8 protein-coding genes are annotated in these 15,059 nt (G+C 45.7%); 6 read left to right on the top strand and 2 right to left on the bottom strand.

The features are described 5' to 3' along the window. The first annotated feature begins 217 nt into the window (after positions 1 to 217). Together ACR2PX_RS29380 and rpoS are read left to right on the top strand one after the other, a co-directional pair. Positions 218 to 1,108: a peptidoglycan DD-metalloendopeptidase family protein gene (locus ACR2PX_RS29380; protein ID WP_434002900.1), complete on the top strand. Its 891-nt coding sequence runs from the start codon at positions 218 to 220 to the stop codon at positions 1,106 to 1,108. Between the two features lie 100 nt (positions 1,109 to 1,208). After that, entirely contained in the window at positions 1,209 to 2,243 is a 1,035-nt protein-coding gene (gene rpoS / locus ACR2PX_RS29375; RefSeq protein ID WP_434002899.1) for an RNA polymerase sigma factor RpoS, read from the top strand. Positions 2,244 to 2,382: 139 nt separating this feature from the next. On the opposite strand, the gene fdxA is transcribed toward rpoS, so the two are convergent. Both fdxA and mutS read right to left on the bottom strand, forming a co-directional pair. Further along, positions 2,383 to 2,706 carry a ferredoxin FdxA gene (gene fdxA / locus ACR2PX_RS29370; RefSeq protein ID WP_062264706.1) on the bottom strand — a complete coding sequence of 108 codons (324 nt, stop codon included), beginning with the start codon at positions 2,704 to 2,706 and terminating at the stop codon, positions 2,383 to 2,385. A 365-nt stretch (positions 2,707 to 3,071) separates the two neighbouring features. Next, the gene (mutS, locus tag ACR2PX_RS29365; protein ID WP_434002898.1) at positions 3,072 to 5,678 is read right to left on the bottom strand and encodes a DNA mismatch repair protein MutS; all 2,607 of its coding nucleotides are present in this window, start codon (positions 5,676 to 5,678) and stop codon (positions 3,072 to 3,074) included. Between the two features lie 180 nt (positions 5,679 to 5,858). On the opposite strand from mutS, the gene ACR2PX_RS29360 reads away from it, so the two are divergent. The 4 genes from ACR2PX_RS29360 to ACR2PX_RS29345 all read left to right on the top strand — a co-directional run. Beyond that, positions 5,859 to 6,353 carry a CinA family protein gene (locus ACR2PX_RS29360; RefSeq protein WP_434002897.1) on the top strand — a complete coding sequence of 165 codons (495 nt, stop codon included), beginning with the start codon at positions 5,859 to 5,861 and terminating at the stop codon, positions 6,351 to 6,353. Positions 6,354 to 6,459: 106 nt separating this feature from the next. Then, a complete protein-coding gene (gene recA, locus ACR2PX_RS29355) occupies positions 6,460 to 7,506 on the top strand; it encodes a recombinase RecA (protein WP_434002896.1) in 1,047 nt (348 codons plus the stop codon). Positions 7,507 to 7,509: 3 nt separating this feature from the next. Then, the gene (locus ACR2PX_RS29350) at positions 7,510 to 7,950 is read left to right on the top strand and encodes a regulatory protein RecX (RefSeq protein ID WP_434002895.1); all 441 of its coding nucleotides are present in this window, start codon (positions 7,510 to 7,512) and stop codon (positions 7,948 to 7,950) included. Positions 7,951 to 8,199: 249 nt separating this feature from the next. Continuing rightward, a partial coding sequence (locus tag ACR2PX_RS29345; protein ID WP_434002894.1) for a tandem-95 repeat protein occupies positions 8,200 to 15,059 on the top strand: 6,860 nt, incomplete at its 3' end.

The following is a 15,059-nucleotide window of genomic DNA, read 5'->3' as shown; positions in this document are numbered from 1 at the left end:
GTAGTGAGGGTGTTGCACACATGTCTGATCCTTCAGAAATTTTGATCCTTACAAATCAATCGTCTCCTGAAGGCTATTTCTGTTGCAACCCCTCACTTTTCATCAGCCAACCTGTAAAAGCCCCATTTTTTTGATCTTTTTGTCATGTCGCTGAACTTACTATTGGTACGAAGGTATAATCTACGAAATGCCGTTAAACGGCACTAAAATATAGGTGATGATATTTGCTTTGATATATTTTTTTAGATTAAGGAAATTTAAATATATCCTAATATATTATATGTTGAGGCGCGCCTCTGGGGATAGGTATGGAGCAGAGTGGATGATAGGTGTTCATCTTGGGCATAATTTTAATTTGAGTGTTTGCTCAAGAATATTTGGTTTGATAACAATATTTCTGCTGCTTTCGGGTTGTTCTCATGACCCTTCCTCTGTTCAGGTCAAAGAGCTCAGGCTGCCGCCAAAGGTGAGTAATGGTAGTCATATCGTTCGTCATGGCGAAAGTCTTTTTTCTATAGCATGGCTTTATAGTAGAGATTACAAAGAGTTAGCTGCTATTAATGGCATTCGCCCGCCTTATACCATCTTTCCGGGTCAGCATGTCAATCTGACTGCTTCCAGGTATGTGTCTCGTTCTTCACGTCCTGCAAGAAACACTTCTTCAAATGCCACTAAACCTGTAGTGGTTAAAAAACAACCCGTTAAAAATAATCAGAAAGTAGAACAATCATCCAATATTTTTAGTTGGCACTGGCCGGCCCAAGGCAAAGTGGTACAGGTATACAGCAACACGAATGGGTTAAATAAAGGGATTGATATCAGAGGCAATATGGGAGAGCCTGTAAGTGCGGCTGCCACAGGTGATGTGGTCTACGCCGGTAGTGAGTTGGCTGGCTATGGCAAGCTGATCATTATGAAACATAACAATAGCTATCTGAGCGCTTACGCTCATAATAAGGAATTGCTTGTGCGTGAAGGAGACTCAGTTAAAGCAGGCCAGAAGATAGCCGAAATAGGTTCTACAGGAACGACAGAGCCTAAGCTGCATTTTGAAATTCGGCATAATGGCAAACCGGTCGACCCAATGCGATTCCTGCCTAAACGCTAATTTCATTTTGCGGTGTCGGTAGAGGGATCTCACGGGTGTCGATCCAACTATCAGTTGGTTGTTCGACAGACAGTGGGGCTTTCGGATAGGACTGACTCTTATGGCAGCGAAGAGGGAAAACTCAGAGCAAAGTAGTACTGCTGAGGAACATACCCAGGGAAAGGGTGAAGTTGAAGTGGCGTTGGATTCTGATCTTAATGAAGAAGTCGAAGAAAAAGAACCAGCACCAGCACCAGCACAGCCTTTAACACCCAGTGCGTCAGATTACAGTAGAGCCCGTCGAGATGACGATGGCTTTTATAAATCAATTGATGCTACACAGCTTTACCTCAATGAGATTGGCTTTTCGCCTCTGTTGACACCAGAGGAAGAAGTACACTATGCCCGTCTTGCACGTCGGGGAGTTGAGGCTGGCCGGCGTCGAATGATTGAAAGTAACCTGCGGCTTGTGGTAAAGATCTCGAGACGTTATGTCAACCGGGGCCTGACACTTCTTGATTTGATTGAAGAAGGGAATCTGGGCTTAATCAGAGCGGTTGAAAAATTTGATCCAGAGCGTGGATTCCGTTTTTCAACGTATGCTACCTGGTGGATTCGTCAGACAATTGAACGGGCAATTATGAACCAGACGCGCACCATTCGTCTGCCGATTCATGTTGTCAAAGAGTTGAACGTTTATCTCAGAGCAGCTCGTGAGCTAACTCAGAAGTTGGATCATGATCCAACACCTGAAGAGATTGCTCAGTTACTGGATAAGCCCGTAGACGATGTTAAAAGAATGCTGGGCCTCAATGAGCGTGTCACTTCTGTTGATACGCCTCTGGGTCCTGATTCGGATAAATCAATTCTTGATACCATCTCTGATGAAAAAGAGTCTGATCCAGCAGAGCTGCTTCAGGATCTTGATCTCAACGACAGTCTGGATAAGTGGCTCGGTGAGCTTTCTGAAAAGCAGCGCGAAGTCGTTGCCAGAAGGTTTGGTTTGAGAGGCTATGAAACCAGTACTCTGGAAGAAGTTGGTAAAGAGATTGGTCTGACAAGAGAGCGGGTTAGGCAAATACAGGTCGAGGCATTGAAGCGCTTGCGCTCTATCCTCGAGAAACAAGGGTTGTCTGGAGAATCTCTGTTTAGCTAATAGCGTACTTCACTCAATAAAAAAGCCATGATCCTGGGGTCATGGCTTTTTTTTAGAAAGAGGATAGTGAACTGACCATTGAAAATGAGTTTCAATGGTGTTCTTTCATCTTCCTCATTCACGCAGAGATCTTCCGAATCTAGCGTTCAAGGTGTTCCAGTTTACCTTTCACACCATCCCATTTTTCAGCGTCAGGGAGTGCGTCTGTTTTTTCTGTAATGTTTTCCCAGACGTCAGCGAGTACTGCATTGAGTTCAATAAACTCTTGCTGATCTTCCGGTACCTCATCCTCGGAGAAGATAGCATTGGCCGGGCACTCTGGCTCACAGAGGGCGCAGTCGATACATTCGTCCGGGTGGATAACCAGAAAGTTGGGTCCTTCGTAAAAACAATCTACGGGACACACTTCCACGCAATCGGTGTATTTGCACTTGATGCAGTTTTCACCCACTACGAAAGTCATGATGGTTACACTCCGTTTGTTCTGGCTGATGATAAGTCAGTCACAATACATTTATGAAATGTCACCATCAGGAATGACATTTCTACTCGCTTATTCCTGACTGATTTGCACTCTGTGCAATCAGTCGAGGCGACAAGTCTACCAGTATTGTTTCTAAGGTAGTAGTTCAAGCAGTTATGAGCATAGTCAGTTTTGCATGGAGCCTGACCGAGAATTACCCGCAAGCATAAAGCTCAGCAGAGCGAGCCAGCTTTTTCACTGAAGGGTACGAATAGTTGACCTGTTTGCACCCATTCAGTGGAGCTTTTTATAACGCTTATGGCTAGCGCTTTTTCTGGTCTTTAGGCTAAGGGCTCTATTTTCTGTCAGGCTCCCTGCGCCAATGACTTCAAATCATAAAGCAGATCAAGTGCTTGCTTGGGTGATAAGGCGTCGGGATCGAGTTCCTTGAGGGCATCCACTGCTGGATTTGGCTGTGAAGCTGTAAACATATCTGCCTGAACCGGATTCTCGTTGCACACAGTTTTAGCGTGGTTTGAGGTTTGCAGCATAGTCTGGTCAGACGAGCCGTCCTCAAGCTGTTGCAGTCTGGATCGTGCTTGGGTGACGACGTTTCTAGGGACACCGGCTAACTGTGCAACCTGTAAACCGTAACTTTGGCTGGCAGGGCCATCTTGGACTGAATGAAGAAATACAATTCTATCGTCGTGTTCTGTGGCATTCAGATGGACGTTGGCAACAGAGCTGCATTCATCAGGCAATTGTGTTAGCTCAAAGTAGTGAGTGGCAAACAATGTGAATGCCTTGACCGTATCAGCCAGGTGATGGGCACAGGCCCAGGCCAGTGATAACCCATCGAAGGTGCTGGTCCCCCGGCCGATTTCATCCATCAATACCAGACTGTTTGCAGTAGCATTATGAAGAATGTTGGCAGTTTCGGTCATCTCCACCATAAACGTGGATCGGCCGCCTGCGAGGTCATCAGATGAGCCTATGCGAGTGAAGATTCTGTCTACCAGCCCCATTTTTGCCTGACTGGCAGGGACAAAACTGCCTACATGAGCCAATAAAACGATCAGCGCTGTTTGTCTCATGTAGGTGGATTTACCACCCATATTCGGACCGGTGATGACAAGCATTCTTCTTGTGGTGTGCAAAGCTACATTGTTGGCGACAAAGGGCTCAGTAAGCACTTGTTCTACAACGGGATGGCGTCCACCTTCGATGTGGACTCCGGGAGAGGAGCTGAACTCTGGCTGACAGAAGTTCAAAGTTTCGGCTCTTTCCGATAAGTTGTTGAGTACATCCAGTTCGGAGAGACTCATGGCGGTTTCCTGAAGAGGGCCCAGTACTTCCAGAAGTTTTTCCAGAAGCTCATCGTACAGGGCTTTTTCTCTGGCTAATGCTCTGCTTTTACTGGAAAGTGCTTTATCTTCGAATTCTTTTAATTCTGGTATAATAAATCGTTCTGTATTTTTTAAAGTCTGTCGACGTATATAGTCGACAGGGGCGTCATCGGATTCTCTGCGACTGAGCTCTATGTAATACCCGTGTACCCTATTAAAACCGACTTTCAGGCTTGATAATTTTGTTCTATCTTTTTCTCTTTTCTCAAGCTCAATGAGGTAGTCTCCAGCATTCTGACTAAGAGCACGAAACTCATCCAAGTCTGAATCATAACCCTCTGCAATGACACCACCGTCTCTTATGATGACAGGTGGATTCTCGATAATGGCTCCACTTAACAAATCGGCAATCTTAGGGTGCTCACTGATGGCTTCAGCCAGCTTATGAATATCTTCGTTGTCGATAGTGTGGAGAATGCTTTGCAGTTCAGGTAAATGGTTCAGTGCATCTCTCAGGCGAGCCAAGTCTCTTGGACGAGCAGATTTTAAAGCTACTCTGGCAAGAATACGTTCAATGTCGCCAATGCCTCGAAGCAGCGGTTGAATCTGCTCAAAATAATACCCCGATTTTATTGTTGAAATAATGGATTGGCGTTTCTGTAGTTTCTGAAGATTTCTCAGGGGACGATTCAGCCATCTTGAAAGTAACCGACTGCCCATGGCTGTAGCTGTTTTATCCAGTACTGATAAAAGTGTGTGATCTCTGCCACCGTTGAGATTTTGGGTTAACTCCAGGTTTTTACGGCTGGCAGCGTCAAGTACTACACTTTCTTCCCGAGCTTCCTGCTGAATACTTCGGATGTGGGGCAGGGCAGTTCTTTGGGTTTCCTTGGCATATTGTAAAAGACAACCCGCTGCCTCGAGGCCGGTTGTCAGTGACTCGCAACCGAATCCCTGCAGATTTTTTGTTTGAAACTGTCGTGTTAAACCTTCATAGGCGCTATCACGGTCAAAATCCCAGGGCGGGCGTTTACTCGTGCCTGGGCGTTTAACAATCTGAGGTGACCATTCAAAACTATCATTCACAAGAATTTCAGCAGGGCTGATACGCTCAATTTCTGCCATCAGGGCTTCTTCCCCGGTGACTTCTACAGCAGTAAACTGACCACTACTGATGTCCAGTGACGCTATACCGTATTGCTCTTCTGAACGGCTCAATGCGGTCAGCAGGTTGTCTTGACGTTCATCCAGAAGCGCTTCATCACTCACCGTTCCGGGGGTCAGGATTCTGACTACCTTTCTTTCAACGGGGCCTTTGGATGTAGCAGGGTCTCCAACTTGCTCACATATAGCTACAGAGACACGAAGTCGCACCAGACGAGCAAGGTAGCCTTCAGCTGCATGATAAGGTATCCCAGACATGGGGATAGGCTCTCCGGCTGACTGTCCCCGGGTAGTCAATGTGATATCCAGTAGCTCGGCAGCTTTACGGGCATCGTCATAGAACAGCTCGTAAAAGTCACCCATGCGATAAAATACCAGGTGTTCCCGGTTCTGCTGTTTGATGCGTAAGTATTGCTGCATCATGGGTGTATGCTGACTTTGGGTTGCTTTGCTCTGGCTCATAGATGAGGGTAAGCCTTGAATTCAGGTTGCTGATAAACAATCTGTCATTTTACTATGAAAAGCGGGCTGTTTTCATGGGGGCAATGGTTTATCTTTAGCCATCAGGCAGCTATAAGCTGTTGAGAGTATTCCTTCACCGAATCAGAAAAGACTTTTCTGCATATGTCAGAGGCAAGATTGATGTCGGGAGATTTTGACAAAAAGCTGGAGCAGCTGGCCGGGAAACTCCAGGCTGGAAATTTGAGAGTTGCTACGGCAGAGTCCTGTACAGGCGGTTGGCTCAGTCAGGTGTTTACTTCTGTTGCTGGTAGTTCATCCTGGTTTGAAGGCGCTATCATCAGCTATTCCAATGCGATGAAACAAAAATTTCTGGATGTTCCTATTGCTCTACTTGATCGCTATGGAGCGGTGAGTCAGCCTGTTGTGGAAAGTATGGCGTTAGGCGTAGTCAGGCATCTTTCAGTGCCTCTGAGTGTTTCTATTTCAGGAATTGCTGGTCCTGAAGGGGGAACCGAAGATAAACCGGTGGGGACTGTCTGGATTGGCTGGTGCTTTGATAATCAGGTCATTACTGAAGTTTTTCATTTCTCGGGAGATCGGGAGCGGGTTAGAAAGCAAGCTGTTGAGGCAGCTCTTGATGGTCTGATTAAAGTAGTCGATGCAATTTCCAGATAAATACTGGACAAATATACAGATAGTGTTTAAATATACAGTATCTGAAGTTTTTAATGTTTAAGTTTAATTTAAACGAGTGGCCAGCACTTAAAGGTGGATCTGAACAATGGATGATAACAGAAAGAAAGCACTGGCGGCGGCCCTGGGCCAGATTGACCGACAGTTTGGTAAAGGTACGGTCATGCGCATGGGTGACCAGAAGCAGGAAGCAATCCCGGCCATCTCTACGGGTTCTCTGCAACTGGATATTGCTCTGGGTATAGGCGGCCTTCCAAAAGGTCGAGTGGTTGAGATTTTTGGTCCTGAATCCTCAGGCAAAACAACATTAACACTCAGTGTGATCGCAGAAGCCCAAAAGCAGGGTGCGACCTGTGCGTTTGTTGATGCCGAGCATGCACTTGATCCTCTTTACGCTGGCAAATTGGGGGTCGATGTTGACGACCTCTATGTTACACAGCCCGATACCGGTGAGCAGGCACTTGAAATTACCGATATGCTGGTCCGCTCAGGTGCTGTTGATGTGATTGTTGTGGACTCTGTTGCAGCCCTTGTACCCAAGGCAGAAATTGAAGGTGATATGGGTGACTCCCATGTGGGTCTCCAGGCTCGTTTGATGTCTCAGGCCATGCGAAAGATTACTGGCTCTATCAAACAGGCAAACTGTCTGGTGATCTTTATTAACCAGATTCGTATGAAAATTGGTGTCATGTTTGGTAACCCTGAAACCACAACCGGTGGTAATGCACTTAAGTTTTATTCATCCGTTCGTTTGGATATTCGGAGAACCGGTGCGGTTAAGCAGGGTGATGAGATTATTGGTAATGAGACTCGGGTCAAGGTTGTCAAAAACAAGGTTTCTCCTCCTTTCCGTCAGGCTGAGTTCCAGATCCTTTATGGTCAGGGTATTTACCATATGGGTGAAGTAATCGATCTGGGTGTCAAGCAGAAGCTGGTTGAGAAGTCAGGTGCCTGGTACTCCTATAAAGGGACGAAAATTGGTCAGGGTAAGGCCAATGCTGCTCAGTATCTGACAGATAATCCTAAGATTGCCGAAGAGATTGAAGCGCAGATTCGCTCGGAGTTGCTGAGCTCCAATGAACCAGAGCCTGAAAAATCAGAAGAAAAGGTTCAGGATGAGCTTCTGACGGAATAAGTTTTGGAAGTTTCTGATAAAGATATCCGGCGTGCTGCCATGGACTTGCTGGCACGTCGTGAACACAGCTTTCATGAACTTCGTGAAAAGCTGGTTTATCGATACTCTTATGCTGACCCGGTCCCTGTCCTTGAACAGTTAAAAGAAGAAGGTCTTCAAAGTGATGAGCGTTTTCTGGAGAGCTATATCCGTTCAAGATCAGCTAAAGGTTATGGACCGGTTAGAATACGTTCTGAGCTGCGCAGGAAAGGATTGAATGATGAGCTTGTATCAGAGTTTCTGCCTGTAGATGATGATATCTGGCTGGAAATAGCAAAATCACTGAGAAGACGAAAGTTTGGCGATGAGCTACCTCAGGGAACCAAAGAAAAGTCTAAGCAATACCGGTTTTTGGCGCAGAGAGGATTTACAGGCAGTCAAATCTCGATTTGCCTTAGGCGCTAACTTTCAGCATCAGACATTAGTAGTATCAAGACTCCCGGATAAAGTGCACTTATCCGGGATAAGCCGTTAAAAATACCAAAAATTCATACTCATAAGCCAATTCGTTTCAAAGCCCCCTCTTTTATATTCCTATCTATTATGCAGACCCTTTTTCAGGCGATCTAATCTGAATTTCAGGTCTAGTTCGCGCTATTCCTGTTTATATATCTTTAGGGAATTAAAAAGATTTATAGGTAAAGGGAAGTATCTATGGAAGGAAATTCTGGTAATAGGCCCATTTTCGGTAGCCAATCTTCTGATGAGTTACATGGAACAGATGGAGCTGATCACCTGTTTGGAATGCAAGGTGATGACACTTTGGATGGTGGGCTGGGAGCTGACGTTTATAACGGCGGTGCTGGGAATGACCGTTATGTCCTTTCAGACGACGCCATTGATACACTTCACTTCAAGTCATCAAACACTCAGCAAGATATCCTGGATATCAGTGAACTTGTATCGGGGAGTGTGAACTCCGGTAACCTTAAGAGTTATCTGAAAGTAACCGATAAGGGAGTTTATCTCGACCCTGCCGGTCAAGGGCAGTTTTCAACTGAAAACCAGATTGCCCGTTTTGCCGCCAATAATCCGCCTTTAAATGCAATTATTGCAGTCCAGATAGCCGATACTTCCATCATTCAATTTGATCGTTACAGTAATGCAGATACTTCTATTGTCGGTATTTCGGAGAGTGAGCTTGCATCAGCATCTTTGAATGATATTGCTGGTACTGCAATGGCAGACACGATAATGGGGACTGCCCAGGCTGATAATTTGATGGGGCTGGCCGGAGATGATGTTCTCAATGGTGGGGCTGGTGCTGATTTTTATGATGGCGGTGAGGGGAGTGACCACTATGTACTGGCAGATTCAGAATCTGTTGAGACTTTGAAGTTTATTTCCAATAACGAGCAACAGGATGTTATCGATATAAGTGCACTTCTGCCTTCTGGAGTCACCGCTGAAAATATTTCTAACTTCCTGAATGTGACTGAAGATGGTGTATACATTGATAGCGAGGGTGAAGGTGAATTTTCATCCGAAGATCTGGTAGCTGTTTTTTCTAATGACAATCCTGTCTTCAGTGATGAGATTTCCATACAAATTTCCGAAGAAACAGTTGTTCAGTTTGATTGGACGCAATCTGCAGGAATTGAGCTGACGGATGACAATCCATTTCTTTCCACTGAAGCATTAAGTCAGCGTCTTGATTTATTTGATCAAGCGGGTGGTGGGAAGCGAGCGTTCCTGAACAGTAAAGATGGGCAGCGTTTTCACTTCAAACTGGATGAACATGATCTAACGCATGCGCTAGGTGGTGAAGGTGATGAACTGCTGGATGCTTCCAGTGTATCGGAAAGGGGCAGTTCACAAAAAGCGAACGAAGCTGACCATGCTGTTGAGCTATTTGGTGGTAAGGGTCGTGATACTTTACGTGGTAACGATGACGGAACTTTACTAGATGGTGGTGAGGGTAATGACCGTATCGAAGCTGGTAAAGGCCGAAACCTGTTAATCGGTGGTTCTGGTGAAGATGAATATGCGTTGTCCCTGGAGTCAAGCACTGACGAAATCAAATCAGATATGCTCTATGACTTTACCAGTAAGAGTGGTGATAGAGATATTCTCGATCTGAAAGAAGTTCTGCCCGAAAGTGTGACTGCACAAAATATTCATTCTTATGTGAAAGTTACTGATGAAGGTGTCTTTATTGATACTTCTGGTAAAGCTCATTTCAATGAAGAGAGTCAGTTGGCTCGATTCGGTGAGAGATCGGACATTGATAACATCGTTCGTATCAAGCTTGCAGATGGATCAGGTCTGGAGCTTAACAGGAGTGAGGCGATCAGTTCCATTCAGGGTGATAGTACTGCTGATAAGATGAAAGCCGGTGAAGGTAGTGACACTCTTTATGGTAATGCGGGTGATGATGTGCTGGATGGTGATGCTCTTGCCAGTACAAAAAGTGCAGATTTTCTCTATGGTGGTGAAGGCAATGACAAGCTTTACGTCGATAACCTCGACCTCACGAGTGGTGCAGTAGAAGGGGGTGTCGGTTTTGACACGGCCCGAATAAAAGAGAGTAGTGGGCAATCTGTCACACTGGATATGCACGCATCTGGTATTGAAAAAGCAATTGGTGGCGATAGTGATGATGTACTGGATGGGTCTGGCTTTACTGATACATCCGGTGGCTATAACAAAAGCAGTGGAGCCTACGATTCCAGTGAAGCTCAACGTCTGGATTTATATGGTAGAGATGGTGCTGACACCCTAAAAGGGGGAGTCGGTCGAGACTATCTGGATGGCGGCTCAGACGATGATATTTTATCGGGTGGCGCAGGTCGTGACTTTATTTCCGGAGGGGCTGGAGATGACACGTTTATCCTGGCAGATGATGATGAAGTTGATACGCTCTGGGATTTCAAATCAACCAGTGATCAACATGATATTCTGGATGTCAGTGCATTCGTCTCTGACAGCTTTGACTATAACGACCTCGCAGATTATCTGAATGTAGATAGTAATTACGTTTATTTCGACAAGACTGGACAGGGTACATTCACATACAGTCAAGCAATCGCCAAGCTAGGTGGAAAATCAGTGATCGATGAACCCATCAAGGTTCAGCTGGATGACATCCAGATCACTTTTGATCCAGCTGGTGGAGATATTGTTCTTCTGAATACCAATGCGCCTACTGCTATAGCAACTGGACAGGGCATTGATGAAGGCAGCTCTGAAGGTACTGCAGCAGGTTCAGTCTCTCACACAGATGTGGATGGTCCCAATCCGGTAGCCTATGCCATTTCAGGGGGAAATGATAATGGCTACTTTGCGATCAACAGCAGTACAGGTGAAGTGACTCTTACTGCAGCAGGTGAAGCGGCTATTGATTATGAGGCTTCAGCTTCTCATACCATCCAGGTTACTGCGTCAGACGGAACATTTGTTTCCGCTCCCGTGAATCTCACTGTCACACTCAATGATGTTAATGAGGCCCCGGTAGTGGCCAATAATATCGTCAATCAAAGTGTTGCTGAAGATTCTCAACTTACCTTCCAGGTGCCATTAAATACCTTCTCGGACGTTGATGGTGACAGCCTTAATTACACGGCAACGTTAGCTGACGGGAGTGCATTGCCAGATTGGCTTACATTCAATTCTGATTCAAGAACCTTTTCTGGTGCGCCAGATAATGAGAACGTCGGAACTCTCAATCTAAAAGTAACGGCTACCGACCCTGATGGTTTAAATACTGAAGCGCAGTTCAATCTAGATGTCACCAATGTAAATGATGGTCCTATCCAGGTCTTTCAGGAATCAGGTGGTCTTGTTTCAATTGAGGCGGAAAACTTCCACAGCAGTGTTTCCAGAGAGGGCAGTAGCTGGAGCACCATTGCTGATGGTGGTTCATCAGGCGGAGAAAAAGTGGCTACAGCGTCTAACGGAATGTGGCGCACAGGTGATGATACTGAAGGAAATAGCCCTGAACTGACTTATGAAATCAACTTTGACAGTCCCGGAACCTACTATGTCTGGATGAAAGGCCAGATTATGAATGGTGGTGGAGACAGTCTTCATATTGGGGTGGATGGAGACTATAACCATACTAACCGGGGTTTTACAAATTTTGGTCATTCAAACAATTGGTCAAGCAGTGGTCATTCAACGATCACTATTGATGAGGCCGGTCAGCATCAAGTTAATCTCTGGCTACGCGAAGCAGGTTTGTCTGTAGATAAGGTTGTTCTAACCAAAGATTCAAACTTTACACCGTCTGGCTCTGGTCCAGCTCAGTCTGAGTATCTGAATGCGCCAGCAGATCAGGCTATTAATGAAGAATTATCATTCACCTATACGCTAGCCGCAGATGCATTTGTGGACGTAGATGCAGGCGATGTCTTATCACTCACGGCTTCACTTGCCAATGGTGATCCATTGCCAGCCTGGCTTTCATTTGATGACCAAAGCAGAACATTCAGTGGTACCCCAGATGACAGTGATATAGGAGATATCGTTGTTAGAGTGACTGCATCGGATGGACAAAGCAGTCATTCAGCGGATTTCAGTCTATCGGTAGCGGCAATCAATGACACACCAGACAGTGTTTCACTCGACTCAACAACCGTCTCTGAAAACTCTGCAGGAGCGGTTGTAGGAGCAATTTCTACGTCAGATAACGACGCAGGAGACTCTCATACTTATACGTTAAGTGATAATCGTTTTGAAGTTGTAGATGGTCAACTCAAACTGAAAGATGGAATAAGTCTGAATCATGAGTCTGAAAGCACCGTTAATTTGACAGTAACTTCTACAGATACTTCAGGAGCTTCAGTTGACGAGGCCTTCACTCTTAATATTGTTGATGCCAATGATGCTCCGATAGTGAGCTCCGATGTTTCCAAGTCTTCAAACGAAGATGTCAGTTTCACACTCACAGAATCGGAGTTACTGGTTAACACTACAGATGCAGACAATGACACCCTTTCAGTGAGTAATGTAACTGTTGCTAGTGGTCAGGTTTCCGTAGTTGATAATGGTGATAGTACCTGGACAGTGACACCGAATAGCAATTGGTCAGGCAATGCACAGATTGATTTTGATATTTCTGATGGTAATGCCACTGTCAGCAGTCAGGCTGATTTGACTGTTACTCCAGATGCCGACACACCCACTCTTGAGGTTCATGGATCAACGGTTATCTCTCAAATGGATTTTAACGGTGGACTGGCTTCAGGTTGGACATCAGAAAATAGCGTTGAAAGTCATGAAAGTGGGGGTCCTGTAGGCAGCTCCCGTAACGGTACACGAGTGGTAGAGTTAGATGCTGAAGGCAGTAGTAACAGCCCTGATGCATTTTATTACTCAGTAGATACCAGTCAAGGCCATGATCACGAAGTTTCCCTCTGGGTGAAACAGCGTGGCAGTTACGATGGCACGGATGAGATTGAAGTAGTCTGGAATGGCCAGGTAATACAGACTATTGACCCTGGAACCAGTTGGGGTGAAGTAAAAGTGTCTCTGCCGGATACAGAGCAAAGTAGCACCCAGCTAACTATAAGAGAAGTTGCAGGACAAAATGACGGGGTAGGTCCATTACTGGATGAGATCACTGTGACCCGGTTTGGCGCAGATGAAAGTGTTGATCCAGCTTATGACAAGGCGATTTCCAGTAATGAGGACAGTCGTATTGCTCTGGACTTAAGTGCCTCCTTGAATGACAGTGATGGCTCGGAAACGATGGTGGTAGCTCTGAGTGGCATCCCAGCGGGCTTTGGTTTAGCAGATGGCAGTCATTCTGTAACAACGGATGGCAATGAAGTTGATGTGGCAGGGTGGAATCTTGCAAACATTACTTTGAGTCCAGTATCCAATCATGAAACTGACTTTACTCTGACTTTGTCAGCAACGGCAACTGAGTCATCTGGCGGAGATGTAGAAACAGTGAGTCAATCTATTCGGGTTGACTTGCAGCCCGTTCAGGATGCTCCAGATGTTGCAGGTGTTGATCTTGGAAGCAGTGCAGAAGACACCAGCCTTTTAATTACAGAAGCCCAACTACTCGCCAATTCTTCCGATGTTGATGCAGGTGATAGTTTAAGCGTCACCAACTTATCTCTGGCTAATGACACACATGGTGCAATTACTGACAATGGAAATGGTACATGGTCGTATACTCCGACCGCCAATTTCAATGGCAACGATGTTGCGTTAAATTTTACGGTATCTGATGGTAATGCTAGTGATAATCAGACTGCGACAGCAACCGTTGATGTAACAGCAGTCAATGATGGACCAGAATCTGGTTCGGCATTGTCTCTAAGCACGGATGAGGATCAAAGTTTTGTAGTGACAGAAGCAGAGTTACTGGCCAATGCTTCTGATGTGGATGTAGATACATTATCAGTCAGTAATGTTCGTATTGATTCAGGTTCGGTGTCGGTTGCGGATAATGGTGATGGTACCTGGACTGTGTCCCCTTTAGAGGACTGGTCTGGCTCATCCGTAATGTTGTTTGATATCAGTGATGGGCAGGCAACAGTTTCAGGGCAGGCTGATATAGCGGTCAGTGGTGTTGCTGATGCACCTAGTCTCTCAGTAGCGAATAGCACCACCATTTCTTCCATGGATTTTGAGAGTGATGGTCTGGCCAGTGGCTGGTCTTCAGAGAATGCTCCTGAAATTAATCAGGCTAGTGTCTATGGCGTAACCGATGCTTCAGGCGGTAATGGCAACATTATGGATCTGGATGATTCAGAGGCTAGTGCCGCAACTGTAAATGATGCAATCCGTTATACAGTAGATACCAGTGAAGGTTTTGATCACGAAGTGTCATTTGCTACCCGGGTTCGTCCTGACAGCTTAGGAACGGATGAATTCGAAGTAGTCTGGAATGGTGAGATACTTCAGACCATAACACCTACTTCTTCTTGGGAAACACTGACCTTTAAATTGCCAGCCGATGGGAATACTTCCGGGCAGTTGGAAATCAGAGAAACATCCGGTGCTTTTGATGATCATGGTGCATTGTTTGATGATGTAACAATCAATAAGCTGAACAGCATTACGATTGATGAAGATACATCTACGAGCTTTGAGCTATCCGCAGGGCTAACCGATAGCGATGGTTCAGAAAATCTATCTTCAGTTGCAGTGACTGGTGTTCCTTCCGGTTATGTGTTGGGAGATGGATCCAACTCTGTCACTTCAGACGGTTCTTCTATAGATATTTCCAGCTGGGATATGACCCAGTTGACAATGACTCCTGCAGCGAATGCAAATGGAACTGTTTCCGTTACGATCTCTGCCATGGCTACAGAATCTTCCGGAGATACAGCGACCACTTCCCAGTCAATCGATTTTGTCATTCAGACTATCGATGACGCGCCTGTAGCTGGTAATACAGATCTGGGAAGCAGCAACGAAGATACGGATCTGGTAATCACCCAGGCACAACTGCTGGCCAATAGCTCCGATGTGGATGGAGACAGTCTGAGCATTACCGCGCTGACACTCGACAATGGAAGTCATGGCACTCTGACGGATAACGGTGATAGCACCTGGAC

It is taken from the genome of Endozoicomonas sp. (assembly GCF_051008435.1).
Lineage (GTDB): Bacteria > Pseudomonadota > Gammaproteobacteria > Pseudomonadales > Endozoicomonadaceae > Endozoicomonas_A.
The sequence above is the reverse complement of the archived record's forward strand: the minus strand, read 5'-3'. Positions and strand labels throughout refer to the sequence as shown.

Coding starts and splice junctions, on each gene's coding strand:
- rpoS (WP_434002899.1), top strand. CDS start 1,209: ATGGCAGCGAAGAGGGAAAACTCAGAGCAAAGTAGTACTGCTGAGGAA.
- recA (WP_434002896.1), top strand. CDS start 6,460: ATGGATGATAACAGAAAGAAAGCACTGGCGGCGGCCCTGGGCCAGATT.
- fdxA (WP_062264706.1), bottom strand. CDS start 2,706: ATGACTTTCGTAGTGGGTGAAAACTGCATCAAGTGCAAATACACCGAT.
- mutS (WP_434002898.1), bottom strand. CDS start 5,678: ATGAGCCAGAGCAAAGCAACCCAAAGTCAGCATACACCCATGATGCAG.
- ACR2PX_RS29380 (WP_434002900.1), top strand. CDS start 218: ATGATATTTGCTTTGATATATTTTTTTAGATTAAGGAAATTTAAATAT.
- ACR2PX_RS29360 (WP_434002897.1), top strand. CDS start 5,859: ATGTCGGGAGATTTTGACAAAAAGCTGGAGCAGCTGGCCGGGAAACTC.